This window comes from Marinobacter sp. SS5-14b (assembly GCF_030541005.1).
Taxonomy (GTDB): Bacteria; Pseudomonadota; Gammaproteobacteria; order Pseudomonadales; family Oleiphilaceae; genus Marinobacter.
Genome location: NZ_JASSVM010000003.1, coordinates 337,626 through 355,502 on the forward strand (window position 1 = coordinate 337,626; position 17,877 = coordinate 355,502).

Annotated in this window: 15 protein-coding genes; all 15 read left to right on the top strand. The window is 52.3% G+C overall.

What is annotated here, in order from left to right; translation table 11 throughout:
• The first annotated feature begins 50 nt into the window (after nucleotides 1-50).
• Entirely contained in the window at nucleotides 51-530 is a 480-nt protein-coding gene (gene rfaH / locus QPL95_RS09195; protein ID WP_303290685.1) for a transcription/translation regulatory transformer protein RfaH, read from the top strand.
• A gap of 289 nt (nucleotides 531-819) precedes the next feature.
• The gene (locus QPL95_RS09200) at nucleotides 820-2,301 is read left to right on the top strand and encodes a capsule assembly Wzi family protein (RefSeq protein WP_303290686.1); all 1,482 of its coding nucleotides are present in this window, start codon (nucleotides 820-822) and stop codon (nucleotides 2,299-2,301) included.
• A gap of 69 nt (nucleotides 2,302-2,370) precedes the next feature.
• Nucleotides 2,371-4,866 carry an SLBB domain-containing protein gene (locus QPL95_RS09205; RefSeq protein WP_303290687.1) on the top strand — a complete coding sequence of 832 codons (2,496 nt, stop codon included), beginning with the start codon at nucleotides 2,371-2,373 and terminating at the stop codon, nucleotides 4,864-4,866.
• A 110-nt stretch (nucleotides 4,867-4,976) separates the two neighbouring features.
• Entirely contained in the window at nucleotides 4,977-5,936 is a 960-nt protein-coding gene (locus tag QPL95_RS09210; protein WP_303290688.1) for a Wzz/FepE/Etk N-terminal domain-containing protein, read from the top strand.
• A 64-nt stretch (nucleotides 5,937-6,000) separates the two neighbouring features.
• Entirely contained in the window at nucleotides 6,001-7,074 is a 1,074-nt protein-coding gene (rfbB, locus tag QPL95_RS09215; protein WP_303290689.1) for a dTDP-glucose 4,6-dehydratase, read from the top strand.
• Complete coding sequence (gene rfbA / locus QPL95_RS09220; protein WP_303290690.1) at nucleotides 7,071-7,937, top strand: glucose-1-phosphate thymidylyltransferase RfbA; 867 nt, start codon at nucleotides 7,071-7,073, stop codon at nucleotides 7,935-7,937. The genes rfbB and rfbA overlap by 4 nt, the downstream gene beginning before the upstream one ends.
• An 18-nt stretch (nucleotides 7,938-7,955) precedes the next feature.
• Nucleotides 7,956-9,011: an HD domain-containing protein gene (locus QPL95_RS09225; protein ID WP_303290691.1), complete on the top strand. Its 1,056-nt coding sequence runs from the start codon at nucleotides 7,956-7,958 to the stop codon at nucleotides 9,009-9,011.
• Between the two features lie 18 nt (nucleotides 9,012-9,029).
• Nucleotides 9,030-10,016: a nucleotidyltransferase domain-containing protein gene (locus QPL95_RS09230; RefSeq protein ID WP_303290692.1), complete on the top strand. Its 987-nt coding sequence runs from the start codon at nucleotides 9,030-9,032 to the stop codon at nucleotides 10,014-10,016.
• Nucleotides 10,017-10,030: 14 nt separating this feature from the next.
• Complete coding sequence (locus tag QPL95_RS09235) at nucleotides 10,031-10,549, top strand: histidine phosphatase family protein (protein WP_303290693.1); 519 nt, start codon at nucleotides 10,031-10,033, stop codon at nucleotides 10,547-10,549.
• Nucleotides 10,550-11,650, top strand: coding sequence for a DegT/DnrJ/EryC1/StrS aminotransferase family protein (locus QPL95_RS09240; RefSeq protein ID WP_303290694.1), 1,101 nt, complete (start codon nucleotides 10,550-10,552; stop codon nucleotides 11,648-11,650).
• Entirely contained in the window at nucleotides 11,647-12,840 is a 1,194-nt protein-coding gene (locus QPL95_RS09245; protein ID WP_303290695.1) for an ATP-grasp domain-containing protein, read from the top strand. The genes QPL95_RS09240 and QPL95_RS09245 overlap by 4 nt, the downstream gene beginning before the upstream one ends.
• Complete coding sequence (locus QPL95_RS09250) at nucleotides 12,827-13,795, top strand: hypothetical protein (protein ID WP_303290696.1); 969 nt, start codon at nucleotides 12,827-12,829, stop codon at nucleotides 13,793-13,795. The genes QPL95_RS09245 and QPL95_RS09250 overlap by 14 nt, the downstream gene beginning before the upstream one ends.
• Nucleotides 13,796-13,841: 46 nt before the next feature.
• Nucleotides 13,842-14,357, top strand: coding sequence for a GNAT family N-acetyltransferase (locus tag QPL95_RS09255; protein WP_303290697.1), 516 nt, complete (start codon nucleotides 13,842-13,844; stop codon nucleotides 14,355-14,357).
• A gap of 421 nt (nucleotides 14,358-14,778) precedes the next feature.
• The gene (locus tag QPL95_RS09260; RefSeq protein WP_303290698.1) at nucleotides 14,779-16,290 is read left to right on the top strand and encodes a lipopolysaccharide biosynthesis protein; all 1,512 of its coding nucleotides are present in this window, start codon (nucleotides 14,779-14,781) and stop codon (nucleotides 16,288-16,290) included.
• 5 nt (nucleotides 16,291-16,295) lie between these two features.
• Nucleotides 16,296-17,540 (top strand): hypothetical protein, encoded by a 1,245-nt coding sequence (locus tag QPL95_RS09265; protein ID WP_303290699.1) that lies wholly within the window; start codon nucleotides 16,296-16,298, stop codon nucleotides 17,538-17,540.
• The last annotated feature ends 337 nt before the right edge of the window (nucleotides 17,541-17,877 follow it).

Consider the following 17,877-nt stretch of genomic DNA (forward strand, 5'->3'; position numbering starts at 1 on the left):
CAGACCCGGGGTCTGACCCCGAGACATTTGACCCCAAAGATGGAAGCTTCATGACCTGGTACGCCCTACAACACAAGCCCGCCCAGGGCGATCGCGCGGTTCTGCACTTGCAGAATCAGGATGTCGCCTGCTTTTTCCCGAAAATCGAAGTGGAGAAGATCAAGGCCAGCAAGCGCACCAAAAAGCTGGAGCCGTTGTTCCCCGGCTATCTGTTTGTGAACCTGGAGCAAACCGATCCCATGTGGGCGAAACTCCGTTCCACCCGCGGCATAACCCGTATCGTTGGCTTTGCGAACAAGCCAGCAGCGATAGACGACGCAGTGATCGACCACATAAAAGCCAGCATGGACAAAGTGGCCGAGCAGGGCGGCATAAAGTCCGGTCAGCCGATTGAACTGGATGACGGCCCCTTCAAAGGCATCAGCGCCATCTTTCAGGCTTACGACGGTGAAGAGCGCGCCATTGTGCTCATCACGTTTATGCAGAAGCAGCAACAGGTGAGGGTACCGGTCTCTGCCATTCGCGGGTGAGTAAAGGTGGGGTCAGACCCGGGGTCTGACCCCCTGACATTTGGTGCGGTGAAATGCTCCGAGGTCTGACCCCAGGTATGGAATTCAATGCATTTGCCATGCTTTAACAACTCTTTACACATGTAGGCGCCTGATTCTGGGGGTATCCGACCTTTTGTCACTTGCGTGTCATCTGGCATGCCGTAGAATCGTCACGGTTTTGAAATACTTCTTACACAACCTGACAGGGAGCGCGTTGGGCATCCCCTTCGCTTTTGTAAAATCCCTTTGTCTTAGAAAACTAGATTCTATGACCTTAAAACACTGGGCCCTGGTCGGTGGGGCGGTAGCGTGCTTGAACAGCTTTTCATTGGCAGCAGCGCCCTGGCTGGAGCCGGGCGATTCACGTGCCCGGTTTGCGGCGCAAAAGCTGGCGGACCGTGGCCACATGAACCGCACGGTCACCACCTGGCCATTGATGTGGAGCGCGGTTGAAAGCGGTACTGACAGCGGCATCAAGGCCGATCAGCGCGCCACCGGTATGGCCGCAGCGTATCTGCGCTTTGAGCAGGAAGAACAGGCGGAGACGGGATTCCGGGGCGAATTCAGTCTCAGTGCACAATCTGAAATCCCCGCCATCGCTGGCTTCGAAGGTCCAAGCCTGGCCAAGGCCGGTACGAACCTCAAGCTTCAGTGGCAAGGTGACTTCTGGGCTATGGGCCTGAACCCAGCCTACGCCCACAACCCGGATGATGACGAAGAATTCCTGCTGGACGGCTCCTACCTCGCTGCCACGGCTGGCAACTGGGTATTGGGTGCCGGTGCCATTGATCGTTGGTGGGGCCCCGGTTGGCAGTCCAGCCTGATCCTGTCTAACAACGCCCGGCCGTTGCCCTCCGCCTGGGTAAACAGAAACAGCACCCACGCCCCGGAAAGCCAATGGCTGAGCTGGGTCGGCCCCTGGCAATTCACCCTGCTCGCCGGTCAATATGAAAGTGACCGAGCGGTACCGGACGCCAAACTCATTGGCATGCGCCTCACTTTCCGGCCCATTGACGGCCTGGATATTGGCCTCTCACGAGCCATCATGTTCGGCGGGGAAGGACGGCCAGAAAACGCATCCACCATCTGGAACGCGCTGATCGGCAAAGACAACGGCCAATTGGAAGAAGAGGACCCAGGCAACCAGCTCGGCAGCATTGACGTCCGTTACGGTTTCCCCATAGGTCAGCAATCCATGGGCCTCTATGCGCAAATGATGGGTGAAGACGAAGCCGGCGCCTTCCCGGGAAGAAAGTCCTGGCAGTTCGGCACAGACTGGACAACGCAACTCCTGGGCGCAGACCAACAGTGGTTTCTGGAGTACACCAACACCCTGGCCGACGACCTGCTGGGTGATGCCCGCCCGAACATCACCTACGACCACTCCCGCTACCAGACCGGATACCGCCATTACGGCCGCAACATGGCCGCCAGTTTCGATGGCGATGCCGAAGCGCTGACCCTGGGCGGCTTTCACTTCCTGGATAACGGCAGTAACGTCAGCGTGAAAGCCACATACGCCGAACTCAACATTGCGGGCGCTAACAGAACGGTCACGCCTAATCCAGATGTGTTCTACACCGTGCCCGTTAACGGGCAAAACGTGGCCATCGTCGATTTGGCGTACGGTACTCAGATGTTAAACGGCTGGTTGGACCTGACCCTCCAGGCCACCGACAAAAGAATTGAATACATCAGCGGTAAAAAAGACCAGTGGGCCGCAAGAGCCAGCTGGACTTATCGATTCTAAAGAGATACTCGTCATAAGCGGCTCCGTGAGTGACAAAAATTTTCAAGCTAAGAACCGGAATACAAAACCGTGAACCTGAAAAACCTTCTGCTACCCCTGGCTTTGCTGCTACCGATGGCAGCCACCGCACAATCTATTACCCCGGCTCAAATCGAGCAGTTCAAACAACTCCCCAAAGCTCAGCAAGAGGCCCTAGCCCGGCAATATGGGGTAGATCTGAACAACCTGCAGGCCGGTAGTGCCCGCACTGAGCGCCCACAACCGGTTGAGGTTGTTGAGCCGATCAGCAGCATCACCGACGAAGAGCGGGAAAAAGCCCGGTCAGAAGCACAGCGGCAGGAAGACAAACAAACCGCCAAAAACGGCGGTCTCAAGCCCTACGGCTACGACCTCTTCGCCGGCAGCCCCACCACCTTTGCGCCAGTAACGGAAATCCCCGTACCCTCCGATTACACCCTGGGCCCGGGTGATGTGCTTCGCATTCAGCTGTGGGGCAGCGAAAACCAGAATCTGGAACTTCCCGTCAGCCGCGATGGCACCATCAGCTTCCCGGATTCCGGCCCGGTTGCCGTGGCAGGCCTTAGCTTCGACGAAGCCCGTCAGCAAATCCGCAAACGCGTATCCGAGCAGTACATCGGCGTAGAAGCCTCCATCACCCTGGGTGAATTGCGCAGCATGCGCGTGTTTGTGCTGGGTGAAGCCCGGAATCCCGGCTCTTACACCGTCAGTTCATTGTCTACCATCACCAACGCTTTGTACGTATCCGGCGGTATCAAACAAAACGGCTCCCTGCGTAACGTCCAGCACAAACGCAATGGCAAACTCGTCGGCACCCTGGACCTGTACGATCTGCTCCAGAAAGGCGACAGCAGTGGCGACAACCGCCTGCAACCGGGTGATGTCATCTTCATTCCGCCCGTAGGCAAGCGTGCCGGCATAGACGGCGAAGTCTACCGCCCGGCACTGTATGAACTGAACGGTGAAAACACCTTGGCCGAATTCATCCAGATGGCCGGTGGCCTGACCTCCCAGGCCTACCCGCAGCGCATCAACATAGAGCGCACCAACGAAGACTTCCTGCGCATCATCGCCGAAGCCGACTACACCACCACTAGAGGTCGACAGGCCCGTGTGCAAGCCGGCGATAAAATCCGCATACCGTCTATCTCAGACATCACCGGCCAGTACGTCGAAATTCAGGGCGCCGCCACTCGCGCCGGCAAATTCGCCTGGATGCCCGGCATGCGCCTGAGCTCAGTCATCCAGAGCCTGGACGCAGACCTGCAGCCGGTAGCCGATAAGCGCTTCGCCGCCATCGTGCGCACCGACAAGAACACCGACAGCATTTCCGTACTCAACCTGCGCCTGCGCGAAGCCATCACCCAGCCCGGCAGCGAGCACGACATTGCCCTGGAAGAGAAAGACCGCATCCTGATCTTTTCCGACGCTGGCAAAGTACAGGGTGGGGAAGACGGCGAGAACTTCACTCGTGAAAGCCTGTTTACCCCGGTGCTTCAACGTTTGAAAAGCCAGGCCAAACCCGGTGAACCTCAGCAAACCATCCGCATCAGCGGCCCCGTGCGCTACCCCGGAGAATACCCCATGCCCGCCACACGTAGCCTGGCAGATGCCATTTTCGTGGCCGGCGGCCTGAAAGATTCTGCCTCCCTCTATCACGCAGAAGTAGCCCGCTACGGCACCGATGAGCAAGGCATTGGCGAAACCAACATCCTCAACATCGACCTGGCGGATGCCATGGCCGGCAATACCCAGCTTCAACTGCAAAGCCGGGATAGAATCCTCATCAAATCCATCCCGGAATTCGCCACCACCCGCACCATCACTCTGGCCGGTGAAGTCCGCTACCCCGGTGAATACACCTTCCGCGATGGTGAAACACTTAAAGACGTACTGCAAAGGGCAGGGGGGCTGACCAGCAACGCCTTTCCCCGCGGCGCCGTATTCACCCGCGAAAAACTCCGCCAACTGGAAGCCCAACGCCTGCGTGAAGCCGAAGAGCGCCTGCAAGGTGATTTGCTTGGCGTACAGTTGCAAGGCGACGGCGTAGGCGGCCAGAACGCCGAGCGCGCTCAGCAAGTAGAAGACCTGCTTGAAGAAGTACAAAACAGCCGCCCGGTTGGCAGAATGGTGATTGACCTGGCTTCAGTCCTGGGCAACGAGAACTACCAAACCATCCGTCTTCAGGACGGCGATCGCCTGACCGTGCCTACCATCCCCCAGGCCGTCACCGTATTCGGCGAAGTACAATTCCCCACCAGCCACCTGCACCAGCCAGGACTAACCGTGGATGACTACCTGGAACGCTCCGGCGGCCCCACCCGCCAGGCTGACGAAAGCCGAGTCTACGTCGTAAAAGCCGACGGCTCCGTCATGCTCCCCGAACGCAGTCGCTGGTTCGGCGGTCGAAGTCAGCAACTTGAACCTGGCGACACCGTCATCATGCCAATAGACGTAGACCGCCTGAACCAACTCGAACTCTGGACCAACGTAAGCCAGATCGTCTACCAAATGGCCCTGGGCGCCGCCGCCGTAGGCAACCTATAAAATCAGCGGTCGGGGCCTACCTCACAACGTCACCAAAATCAGCGGCCGGGGTCAGACCCTACGTGGTCTGACCCCACGACCCACCAAAGTACAACCAAGGAACAAAACAAGTGGCCGAACCAACCACACCCCACTACCCAGACGACGAAATAGACCTCCGCGAACTCTTCGCCACCCTATGGCGCGGAAAATGGCTAATCATCGCCTTCACCATCGTCTTCGCAGCCGGTGGCGTCTTCTACGCCCTAAGCCAACCAAACATCTACCAAGCCAGCGCCCTGCTAGCTCCAGCCCAGAACGAAGGCGGCAGCCGAATCAGCGGCCAACTCAGCGGCCTGGCGAGCTTAGCCGGCGTTAACCTAGGCGGTGGAGACGGGGCCAACAAAACCGTACTAGCCAAAGAAACCCTGCGCTCTCGAGCATTCCTGACAGACTTCATCCACCGTCACGAGCTATCAGTCCCCCTAATGGCAACAACTGCCTGGGATATGACCAACGAACGCTGGGTAATCAATCGCGACATCTACAACCCGGAAACCAGCGAATGGCAGAAGGATGACGCCGGACAATCCCAAGAGCCCACAAACTGGGACCTGGTAAAAGCCTTCCGCGAACTTCTGAGCGTAAGCGACAACAAAGACACCGGCATGGTTACCGTCAGCATCAAAAGCCTCTCCCCGGTAGCCGCCAAAGACTGGGCCGAAAAACTGGTGCAAGACATCAATGAACACATGCGCACCCAAGATGTGCAAGAAGCCGAAGCCAGCATTGCCTACCTGGAAGACAAACTGCGCCAAACCAATATCGCCGGCATGCAGCAGGTGTTCTACCAGCTCATAGAAACCGAAACACGCACCGTGATGCTCGCCAATGCCCAGCGTGAATACGTATTCAAAACGGTAGACCCTGCGGTAGCGCCCCAGGAGAAAAGCGAACCCAAACGCGCCCTGATAGCCATAGTCGCCACCATGCTCGGGGGGATGCTAGGTGTCTTCATCGTATTCGTCATAGCCTTTATCCGCTCCGGTAAAGAAGAAAATATTGAGCCAGAAGTCTACAAAGGGGTCTGACCCTACGCGGTCAGACCCCACCCAAGGCCTGCGACGATCTCTAAAACCTGAGCAAAACACCAAAATGAAACTACTAATAACAGGCGGCGCCGGCTTCATAGGCTCCGCCGTCATCCGCCATATTATTACCCACACTAGCGATGAAGTGGTCAACCTCGACAAGCTAACCTACGCCGGCAACCTAGAAAGCCTGGCCGAAGTGAGCGACAGCGAACGCTACACCTTCGAACAAGTAGACATCTGCAACCGCGAAGAAGTAGACCGCGTACTCGCCCAACACCAGCCAGACGCCATCATGCACCTGGCCGCCGAAAGCCACGTAGACCGTTCTATAGATGGCCCGGCAGACTTTATCGAAACCAATATCGTCGGCACCTACACCTTGCTGGAAGCCACCCGCCAATACTGGCAGACGCTGGAAGTCGAAAAGAAAGCCAACTTCCGCTTCCACCACATCAGCACAGACGAAGTGTACGGCGATCTCCCGCACCCAAACGACACACCCAATGCGGAACAACACCTGTTCAGCGAACAAACTGCCTACGCCCCGAGCAGCCCGTACAGCGCCAGCAAAGCCAGCTCAGATCACCTGGTACGCGCCTGGCGGCGCACCTATGGCCTGCCGGTACTGGTCACGAACTGCAGCAACAACTACGGCCCCTACCACTTCCCGGAAAAACTCATCCCGTTGATGATCCTCAACGCCCTGGAAGGCAAGCCACTCCCGGTATATGGCAAAGGCGACCAAATCCGCGACTGGCTCTACGTTGAAGACCACGCCCGCGCCCTCTACAAAGTCGTCACCGACGGCGAACCCGGCGAAACCTACAACATCGGCGGCCACAACGAAAAACAGAACATCGAAGTCGTGCACACCATCTGCGACATCCTCCAGGAACTTCGCCCGCAGGAACGCAGCTACCGGGACCTGATCACCTTTGTGCAAGACCGCCCCGGCCACGACATGCGCTACGCCATAGATGCCGGAAAGATCCAGAAAGAACTCGGCTGGGCGCCCGAAGAAACCTTCGAAACCGGCATCCAAAAAACCGTACAGTGGTATCTCAATAACCTCGATTGGTGCCAACGAGTACAGGACGGCACATACCAACGTGAACGCCTTGGAGCATCAGCATGAAAGGAATAATCCTCGCAGGCGGCTCCGGCACCCGCCTGTACCCCATAACACTCGGCACCTCCAAACAACTCCTGCCGGTGTACGACAAACCCATGATCTACTACCCGCTCTCTGTACTCATGCTGGCGGGCATCCGGGATATCCTCATCATCACCACCCCGGAAGATCAGGCCGGCTTCAAACGCGCCCTCGGCACCGGCGAACAGTTCGGCATTAACCTCAGCTACGAAATCCAGCCAAGCCCGGACGGCCTCGCCCAGGCCTTTATCATCGGCGAAGAATTCATCGGTAACGACAGCGTGTGCCTGGTACTGGGCGACAACATCTTTTACGGCCAGGGTTTCACCCCCAAACTGAAACAAGCCGCCCAGCGCACCGAAGGCGCCACCGTATTCGGCTACCAGGTAAAAGACCCGGAACGCTTCGGCGTCGTCGAGTTCGACGAAAACAAACGCGCCATCTCCATAGAAGAAAAGCCCGAACACCCGAAATCCCACTACGCCGTAACCGGCCTCTACTTCTACGACAACAGTGTGGTCGACATCGCCAAACAGGTAACACCCAGCCACCGTGGCGAGCTGGAAATCACCTGCGTAAACCGGGCCTATCTGGAACAAGGCAAGCTGAACGTAGAGCTGCTGGGCCGGGGTTTCGCCTGGCTGGACACCGGCACCCACGAAAGCCTGCTGGAAGCCGCGCAGTTTGTAGAAACCATCGAAAAACGCCAGGGCTACAAAATCGCGTGTCTCGAAGAAATCGCTTACAATCAGGGGTGGCTGAGTAAAGAGCGTCTGTTAGCTCAGGCTAACGAGCTCAGAAAAAACGGCTACGGTAGCTATCTTAGCGACCTGATAAACGACTAGCAGGAACCTGCAGAGATTATGGAACAGCGCAGCTTGCTCCAAACACCTACACCCGAAGTTCAGGCAGAGCCAGAACAAACGCTGGACTACTGGCGTTCGGATATTGAGCAAGACGACTTCTATCAGCCGCTACTGAAAAGCGCTGCATTCCAGAGGCTAAAGGGTATCTCGTTTCTGGGGGCGCTAGACTACGCATTTGGCCGCAAGGAAGAACAAACAGGAAGCCGCGCTGACCATTCCTTGAATGTAGCCGCTTTGGCCAATTACGTTTCCACGCGCCGTGGCTACAACCCTGAACTGAAGGCACATCTGATTATAGCCGGCCTGTTACACGACATTGGCCACCCACCACTGTCTCACAGTGCCGAGCCTTTTATTAAAAAACATATAGGCTACGGCCATCATCATGCTGGCGAGAAAATTCTCAAAGGACAGCATGAGCTGGGCAGGGCATTGAACCAATGGCTGGCCAAGAACACAGATCTTTCTTTTGTGATAAGCCTGATAGACCAGAACGCCCTGGATATTGACGGCGGAGACCTGTTTAACAGCCCCATTAATATCGACACGATAGAAGGGATAACCCGCAGCCATCAGGTGTTTGGTCGTACCAGTAAAGCCAGTCTAAGCCAAAACCGAATAGAAATTGCCGCAGCGTCATTTTTGCCGGAAATCAGTAACCCATGGGAAAAGCTGGATCAGTTCTGGAAAATGAAGCACCGAGTGTATGCAGGACTAATCACCAGCAAACGCGGACTGGTAGCAGACAAGCTCTCACAGCTGTACTTTCAGCACGAAAACTGCGGATTGTCAGAGCAGGACATCTTTACTTCCGAAAAGCAGTGGAAAAAACGCTACGTTACCTTGTTCGAAGGTTTGCAGGGCATCAACACGCAGAAGCTTAGTATTAAGTGGATGTCTGGTGCGGAAGTGGGCTACACCGCCCGCCGTTACTACCTTGATGAAAGCCAGAGAGGTTTCAGCCGTTACCAGTGTACAAAGATTGCGGCAACCACATCACTGCCGGACTTTTCTTCCAGAAACCGGCAACTCAAGTTTGCAATCATCAAATAACAAGCACGGATGCAACCAGTGTATAAAAGCGTATTAGCTGACTATCCAGCTTTACTTAAAGCAAATGAGTTCACCGAGCAACAGTTGAAGCAAATCCGCAGCTCCTTGAGTTCACTGTTGGCTGAAAGTCCCCACAAAGAGAGAATAACGATTGTAACGGCTGGGTCTTACAGTAGGGGCGAGGCCTCGGAAGCTTCGGATTTAGACTTATATGTGTTGTTCGATTCAGACCGGCATGCAACAGACGTAATCAGCGGCGAGTTAGATAGTATAGAAAGCCTGCTAAAAGATTACATAAAGAAGGATACAGGCAGCACAGAGACCTTCGGCTCAAAGGTATGTGTAAAATTTACTGATATTCTCAGTAACATTGGCGGCAAAGATGATAAGAACGCCGACATCACTCGGCGCTTGCTCTTTCTGCTAGAAGGTACATGGCTCTACGGCGAAGAGCGTTTCAGTCAATATCGCCAAGAGTTGTTAGCTCGGTACATAAAGCCCAACGGTTCAGACGGCAAACTCGCCCGCTTTCTGCTGAATGACATCATTCGCTATTACCGCACCATAGCCACAGACTTCGAGCACAAAGTCAGCGATCAAAACAAAGAATGGGGGCTCCGCCAGGCAAAGCTTCGGTTCTCGCGCAAGATTCTATATTTCAGCGGCATCGTAGCCGTAGCAGAAACCGCTGACTTGCCACAGCAACAAACGCTGGAAAAAATCAGCGACTGGTTTGACCACCAGGGCCTGGAACGAATTTACGAGGCAGCACCAGGCTTGCAGCAAACCCGGAAAGTGATGGAACTTTACGAACACTTCCTGGCACAAATTTCTGACCCAGAAATTCGCCAAACCTTAGAGCGACTCGAGAAAGAGGACAGGGATAACTGCCCGTCATACTGCGAGCTTCGTGAGAAAGGCGTTGAGCTTTCAAACGCTCTGACGGAGTGGCTAAAAGAACAATACCCAGCAGAGCATCAAATTCATCAAGCCCTGCTGTTCTAGCCAGAAAAAAGACCTTGCTTTACTTTATCCGGCACGGCGAAACCGACGATAACCGAAACAACCTGTGGATGGGGCGAAAAGACCTCCCACTGAACCAAACTGGTATTCATCAGGCAAAAGCCGCAGCTAAAAAGATTGCCACGCTACCCATAGAGCTGATCATAACCAGCCCCCTGATCAGGGCACGGCAAACCGCCGAACTCATAGCGCAGCAGCACCCAGGAGCACCGGCTGTACGCATTGCCGACTGGCTGACGGAGCGCGACTTCGGGCCCTATGAGGGCATGAAGAAAACCAGCACGAACCGAATAGCCATGAACGCCTCAGCCAGTGTGGAATCCATGGAAAGCCTTACCAAACGGATTGCAGCCCTGAATAACGTACTCGAACCTCACGAACACCTGCTGATAGTATCCCACTCCGGAGTTTATCGGTGCCTGATCGAGAGCCTTGGATACCAAAGCAGCAGCAAACAGAACAGCCTTAAAAATGCAGAGCTTGTATCACTTACTCGCCATTGTGGAACGTATTAAATGATCCCCGTCACCAAACCCTATTTCCCCAACCGGGAAAAACTCCAAAAGTACATAGATGGCATCTACGAACGCCAATGGCTAACCAACAACGGCCAGTTGGTACAAGAGCTCACCCAACGGCTGGAAGAATACCTGGGCGTTGAAAACCTGCTGCTGGTCTCCAACGGCACCCTGGCTCTGCAAATCGCCTACCGCGCCCTGTGCGTGAGCGATGCAACTCCCGGCGCACAGCCGGAAGCCATCACCACCCCGTTTACTTTCATCGCCACCGCCAGTTCCCTGAAGTGGGACGGCGTGCAGCCGGTATTCGCAGACATAGACCCCAACACCTGGTGCCTGAATCCGGCCAACATCGAAGCGGCCATTACCCCGAACACCCGGGCTATCGTACCCGTGCACGTCTTCGGCAACGCCTGCGATGTAGAAGCCATCAGTGCCATCGCCCAAAAGCACAACTTGAAAGTCATCTACGATGCCTCCCACGCCTTCGGTGTGAACTACAAAGGCGAAAGCCTGCTCAAACACGGCGATGCCGCCACCCTCAGTTTCCACGCCACCAAACTGTTCCACACAGGCGAGGGCGGGGCCATCATCTTCAAGCGCAAGGAAGACCTGGAGCGGGCGAAGAAAATGATCAACTTCGGCATCACCGGGCCGGAGAGCATTGATGAGCTGGGCATCAACGCAAAGATGAACGAATTGCAGGCGGCGATGGGTTTGTGTGTGTTGGATGAAGTGGAAGAAAACCTGAAAGCCCGTGAAGCCGTGTGGAATCACTACGAAGAAGCCTTAAGCCCGACCCTGCAACTGCAAGCGAAACCGGAGGCACTGGATTACAACTATGCCTACTTCCCGGTGGTGTTTGAAAGCGAGGAACAGGCTGTGCGGGTAGGGGCCACCCTGAAGGAAAATGGGGTTATGGCGCGGCGGTATTTCTATCCGTCGTTGGAATCGGTGGCGTGTTTGGGTGCAGAAGTAGATCAGCCTGTATCCAAAGAGATCGCCAGCCGGATACTGTGTTTGCCGATCTACTCAGAGCTTACGGTCGAAAGCATCGATAAAATTACAGAGTTTGTGATAGAGGGAATTCACGCATGAAAAAGGTTTTGTTCCTTGGCGGCGCACCCACTCAGATCCCGCCGATCAAATACGCTCTTGAACAAGGCCATGAGGTAATTACTCTCGATTATCTACCGGATAACCCCGGGCATAAACTTGCCCATCGTTATTACAACGTTTCCACTACCGACAAAGAGGCAGTGCTTAAAGTAGCCCGTGACGAGGGCATTGACGGCATAGTGGCCTATGCGTCTGACCCAGCTGCACCCACAGCAGCCTATGTGGCTGAAAAAATGGGCTTGCCTGGTAACCCGTATGAGTCCGTAGAGATTCTGGCACGAAAAGACCTGTTTCGTGACTTCCTGGCAAAACACGGCTTCAACGTACCTCGCTCAAAGGCGTTTTACAAAGAAGACGAAGCTAAAGAGTGGCTGCAAGAAATTGGCGTGCCTGCGTTCGTAAAACCCGTCGACTCTTCAGGCAGCAAAGGTGTTACTCATTTACAGAATGCAGAAGAGTTCAGCGCAGCTTTTGAACACGCGCTCAAGTTTTCCCGTGAAAAAAAGGTTGTTGTTGAAGAGAAAATTGTTCGGCAAGGTTATCAGGTAGCCGGTGACGGTTTTGTGCTTAATGGGGAACTGGTGTTCCGGTGCTGGGCAGACGAGCATTTCGATAAGCTGTGCAACGGCCTGGTGCCCATTGGGCAAACCTTTCCCACCTCCCATAGTGACGAATTACTGAAGGAAGCTCACAAGGAAAGCCAGCGGCTTTTAACATTGCTGGGAATGAAAACAGGCGCTCTTAATTTTGATTTTGTATTCTCTGAAGATGGCAAGTTCTACTTCCTCGAGCTCGGCCCTAGGAACGGAGGTTGCCTGATACCGGAGGTAATCCGATACGCAACGGGCGTTGACCTCATTAGTTACACCGTGGACGCCGCACTCGGCTTGCCCTGCACCGGCCTGACAATGAAGCCTACTGAAGGCTTCTGGTCGAGTTACATGGTGCACGCCATTGAGGATGGAAAATTCAAGGATCTATCCATGTCTGAACGGGCAAAAAGTTACATCGTTGAGCAAGACATGCAAGTACAACCCGGCGCCAAGGTAAGCGTTTTCAGTGGCTCCCATGATACGCTAGGCACTATGATCCTGAACTATCCCAGTTTGGATGAGATGTTGGATATGGTGGATAACATGGAAAAGGATATACGCGTTGTCGTTGAATGAGGCCATTGGTGGCTACATGGAATTGGAGTTGCCAGAACGAGATGACGCTTGGTTAAAGAAGGCGTTAAAGTTCAACTCCGCTAGGTCGGCATTTGTAAGCCTACTGCTACAGCTTGATATTCGTAGCGTCTGGATGCCGCGTTATATTTGCGACTCAATGATCAACGCTGTAAAAGCGAATGCAATAAAAATTCATTTTTACAGTATTGATCAGAACTTTGAGATCGCTGAGAAAGTAGAGCCCTCCTCATCTTCGCCTTTACTTTATGTGAATTATTTTGGTCTCTGTGAGGCTCAGGCAGAGAAAGTTGTTAACCGCTATGGCTCAGATTCGGTCATCATCGATAATGCCCAAGCGTTTTTTAGCGAACCTTTTGATTGCCTGGGTACCATCTATTCGCCTCGTAAATTCTTTGGGTTGCCAGATGGCGGTTTGCTTTATACAAATCAGCAGGGAGTAAAAGAGTCTAAGAACAAAGACGACAGCTCCCATACGCGTCTCACCCATCTGATTAGCAGGCTTACCAACAGCCCTGAAGACGCTTATCAAGAGTACATTGCTGCCGAGCAATCCATAGCTGAGATGCCTGTAATGGCTATGTCGGAGTTAACCGAGAGATTACTTCGTTCTGTTGATATTGATTCAGCAAAACAGGCAAGAAATCGAAATGCTGCTTATCTTCATGAGAATCTTGAGAGTAAAAATAATTTTAATATTGATATCAGTAAGGATACGGCGCCGCTGTGCTATCCGTTTTTGCCAAAGCTGCCCACTATTAGACGGGAAGATTTGATAAAAATGCGGGTGTTTTTGCCATGTTATTGGACCGAGGTTTTATTTCAGGTAAGTGATGAGAGCTTTGAGGCGTGTATGGTGAACGATGGACTGTTTGTTCCTTGTGATCAGAGATATTCATTGTCTCACGTTAATTGTTTAGTGAATTTATTGAAATGACCGTATTTTTTGGAAATTCATAAAGAAAAAGTATATCGGGCAACGTATGACAGAATTCTATCTTAGAGAGCTTAAGCATTCAGATGCCAAGAAGATTAACGAATGGCGCAACTCTGCCGATTTGATCGATTTATTGGGAGCACCATTTAGATATATTTCAGAGTCTGTAGACGAAGATTGGATAATTAATTATTACAGGAATCGCGCAAATTGTGTTCGGTTAGCTATTTGTAGTCGTTTAGACGATGACATTGTTGGGGCCGTTTATCTTCTTAATATTGACTGGATTTCGCGGAGGTGCGAGTTTGCGATTTGGATTGGTGAGCCGCAAGCCCGCGGTCGTGGTATAGGAAGGTATGCAACGGTATCGGCACTAAAGCATGCTTTTAATGATTTGAATCTAAACTCTGTCTATTTAGATGTTTTAGAGAGAAATGAAGTTGCAAAATCACTTTATGAGAAAGTTGGGTTTAGAGTTGATGGCGTTCGCCGCCAAGCGGTTTATAAAAATGGCGAATATCTAAGCTTGATCAATATGTCCATCCTGAAGGCAGAGTTCTGAGCGGTTTGATTTAAAAGCATGGTTAATTTTTCATAGTCTTTTGCGTGTGAGAGTCGGTGCGTTCTGTTATTGATATCTTTCACAACTACCCAATACCCCTCCGACAGACCCTGTTCAATTTCACCCCTTTGGTTGTGGGGGCCTGCTTATAGGTTTTGTAACTACGTTTTACCTCAAACGCAAAGACGAAAGCACTCGGGTTGCCGGTGTTATCCTTGAAAAACGCGTAAACGCCCAGCAAGAGGCATATCGGTATATAGGAGATTCACCGCAAGGCCAGAAAGGTTACAACCAACTGGGTATGGACTAAGGCAAGTCTGGGTGTAATACGGACTCGTTGCGTTTCAAGATCTTGAAATACAGGCAAATCAATACGACCGATTTAGCAGCATGACAAACTCGCGCAAAAACCAAGGCTAACGTGTCCCTCAAAAAAAACATCATCGCCAACTACGCCAGCCAACTCTATGTGACGGGTGTAGGCATTCTTATCCTGCCCCTGTACATCAAATACATGGGCGCCGAAGCCTATGGGCTGGTAGGTTTTTTTACCATGCTGCAAGCCTGGTTCGGGCTGCTGGATATGGGGCTCACGCCCACCATAGGCCGTGAGACCGCGCGATACCACGGTGGCAGCATGTCGGCGTTGGCTTATCGGCAGTTATTGCGGGCCTTGACGCTTATTTTCGCAGGCGTGGCCGTAATCGGTGGTGGTGGTTTATGGCTGTTTTCAGAGGTTATCGCCAACCAATGGCTGAACACAGAAACGCTGGACGTAACAGAAGTGATTCTGGCCGTGCAGATCATGGCGGTGAGCGTTGCGCTGCGTTGGATGGGGGGGTTATACCGTGGCGTGGTGACCGGTTCGGAGCGCTTGGTGTGGTTGAGTGTTTTCAACGTTGCGATCGCCACTCTGCGTTTTATAGCCGTGTTCGGCACCATGTCGCTGTACGGCTTTACGCCGGTGGTGTTTTTCTTGCACCAGTTGGCGGTGGCAATATTTGAAATAATGGGGCTGTGGTTGTTCAGTTTAAAACTGACGCCCAATCAAAACACCCTTCCAGCCCCTGTGGGTTGGTCTTTCAAACCCGTTAGGCCGGTGCTGAAGTTTGCACTAAGCATTGCATTCACATCGTCTGTGTGGGTACTGGTTACCCAAACCGATAAACTGGTGCTCTCCGGCATATTGCCATTGGCCGAATACGGCTATTTCACCCTGGCGGTGCTGGTGGCCAGCGGTATTATGGTGATCAGCGGCCCGGTAAGCGTCGCGCTCATGCCTCGAATGGCGCGCCTCAACGCCGAAGGCAAGCGCGAGGAAATGATCCAGATATACCGCAACGCCACACAACTCGTGACCATCATCGCGGGCTCTGCAGCTATCGTGATCGCCTTTAACGCAGAACTATTGCTATTCGCCTGGACCGGCGACCGGGAACTTGCCGCCCAGGCCGCGCCCATACTGCGGTTGTATGCCATAGGCAATGGCTTTTTGGCCGTAGGCGCGTTTCCTTACTATTTGCAATACGCCCTTGGGAATTTGCGCTACCACCTGATTGGCAATGCGGTAATGGTGGCGCTGCTGATGCCTGGCATTATTGCTGCGGCTACGTTCTATGGCGGGGTAGGCGCTGGCTGGGTTTGGTTGGGAGTAAATGGCGGGTATTTGTTATTTTGGGTGGGGTTTGTGCATGGGCGGTTGGTGCCAGGGTTGCATATTGGATGGCTGTCTGGGGACGTTTGCAAAATTCTTTTTATCCCGATGCTCCTGAATATTTTATTTGCGTTTTTGAACGAAGATTTAACTTATGATCGGATAGCTGCAGGGGGAGTTATTCTGGCGAATTCCGCATTTGTCATACTTCTAGCTAGCTTTGGATCAAGTAAAGTTCGAGAGCAGTTAAGGTTCAAAGCTAAGACGAAACGGGTCTAACGATTATGGAAACGATAGTTATCTCAAAAGCGGCTGGTCCTATCCTGTTCCTTGGAAGCATGAATGCAATGCCTATGATGTATGCTCTGGAATTGCGGGAAAGGGGTTATGATGTAGTTTACTTTGTGGATGCGCCCAAAAGCGATGAGCTTCATAGACCAGAAAATCACTTTCCACAAATCTCCTATCCTTATCCTGAGTGGATCGTTGAATTTCCTCTAAAATCCCAAATGTTTTTACCATATTTTCGATCTTTTTTTGCTTGGCTGGTATTGAAAAAATTGAGTGCTATCCGAAAGCAAAAGCCACAATCTATTGTTGCAAATGGCTTCTTTGTTTCAATTTTACCGTTTTTTCCAAAGTCTATTTCTAAAATAGCCTTGTCGCATGGTTCGGATTTAGATACGTGGGCAGATACGGAGAATGCGCAAAAATTAAGTTGTTCGTTTGGAAAGCAATCTTTTTATAAATTCATACCTGCCGCAGCCGTCAAAAAGCTGATACCGTTTGTTGTAAAACGGCAGTTCTTTGGATTTTATTCCACTAGTTCAGTAGTATATTTCCCCAGAGGATTTAATTCTACAGGTGATGAGATTATCTCTAAGTTGATTGACAAAGGCGTAAACTATGTTCCTCGTCATGATATATCTTTCGAACCTTTGGCAAACGAGAATAGAAGTTTCAAGAATGCGGGCGAAAAGCTGATTATTTTTTCCGGAGTTCGATTTAATTTTGAAACTTTTTATGACGGGAATGATGAGTACAATAAGGGAAATGACATTATAATATATGGCATTGGGGAGTACTGTTGTGAAAATAGGAATGTTGAAATACATTTTGTTCGAAAAGGCCCTGATGTTCGAAAGGCGGAAATATTATGCGACGATTTGGGTATAGGTGAATTGGTTGTATGGCATGATGAAATGAAGTTCTATGAGTTGCTTGAACTTTACCGAAAGGCCGATATTTGTTTCGATCAGGTTGGAACGCACTGGCCCGGTGCGATTGGCTGTTATGCGCTATGGCTAGGTAAGCCTTTAATTACAAACGACTGGCGATTAACGGAATCAGGAGCGTGGCCAGAAAATAGCCCTGTGTGTTCGGCGTCCACCCCAGGCGAAATAACGAGCTGGCTCAGGCATTTAGAGGATGCTGATTTTCGAAGTAGGATATCGTCAGAATCAAAAGTATTTGCCGAGAAATATTTGGGCCCATCAAAAGCGCTTAATGCATTATTTGAATTCGTTTAGGGAGGCTCCGAATAAGCCTCCAAAATCAGCGATAATGCGGCCATCGTTAACCGCATAGGATCTTTGCCACCATAGATCAGATCACCTTGTCCGAAGCCGTGTACCAGATTAAAAAGCGCAGGCCCCGTTGCGAGGTCTTTCTTGAGCGAATGGACAAGCTGATTCTCTGGAAGGAAGTGGAGAAAAAGGCATACCGGTATTTTCTCAATAGCTAGATCGGTCGGCAAACGTACCCGCTGCTCACGATGCGGAGAGTCCACTGCATGTAGCTGGCTACAACCTAAGCGGCACGGTTATGGAAGACCTCCTGTATGAGAGTTAATCCATGCTGCACCTC

What these genes read in the sequence shown, in the direction of transcription:
- rfaH (WP_303290685.1), top strand. Translation starts at nt 51, where the DNA reads ATGACCTGGTACGCCCTACAACACAAGCCCGCCCAGGGCGATCGCGCG.
- QPL95_RS09200 (WP_303290686.1), top strand. Translation starts at nt 820, where the DNA reads ATGACCTTAAAACACTGGGCCCTGGTCGGTGGGGCGGTAGCGTGCTTG.
- rfbB (WP_303290689.1), top strand. Translation starts at nt 6,001, where the DNA reads ATGAAACTACTAATAACAGGCGGCGCCGGCTTCATAGGCTCCGCCGTC.
- rfbA (WP_303290690.1), top strand. Translation starts at nt 7,071, where the DNA reads ATGAAAGGAATAATCCTCGCAGGCGGCTCCGGCACCCGCCTGTACCCC.
- QPL95_RS09225 (WP_303290691.1), top strand. Translation starts at nt 7,956, where the DNA reads ATGGAACAGCGCAGCTTGCTCCAAACACCTACACCCGAAGTTCAGGCA.
- QPL95_RS09240 (WP_303290694.1), top strand. Translation starts at nt 10,550, where the DNA reads ATGATCCCCGTCACCAAACCCTATTTCCCCAACCGGGAAAAACTCCAA.
- QPL95_RS09245 (WP_303290695.1), top strand. Translation starts at nt 11,647, where the DNA reads ATGAAAAAGGTTTTGTTCCTTGGCGGCGCACCCACTCAGATCCCGCCG.
- QPL95_RS09255 (WP_303290697.1), top strand. Translation starts at nt 13,842, where the DNA reads ATGACAGAATTCTATCTTAGAGAGCTTAAGCATTCAGATGCCAAGAAG.
- QPL95_RS09265 (WP_303290699.1), top strand. Translation starts at nt 16,296, where the DNA reads ATGGAAACGATAGTTATCTCAAAAGCGGCTGGTCCTATCCTGTTCCTT.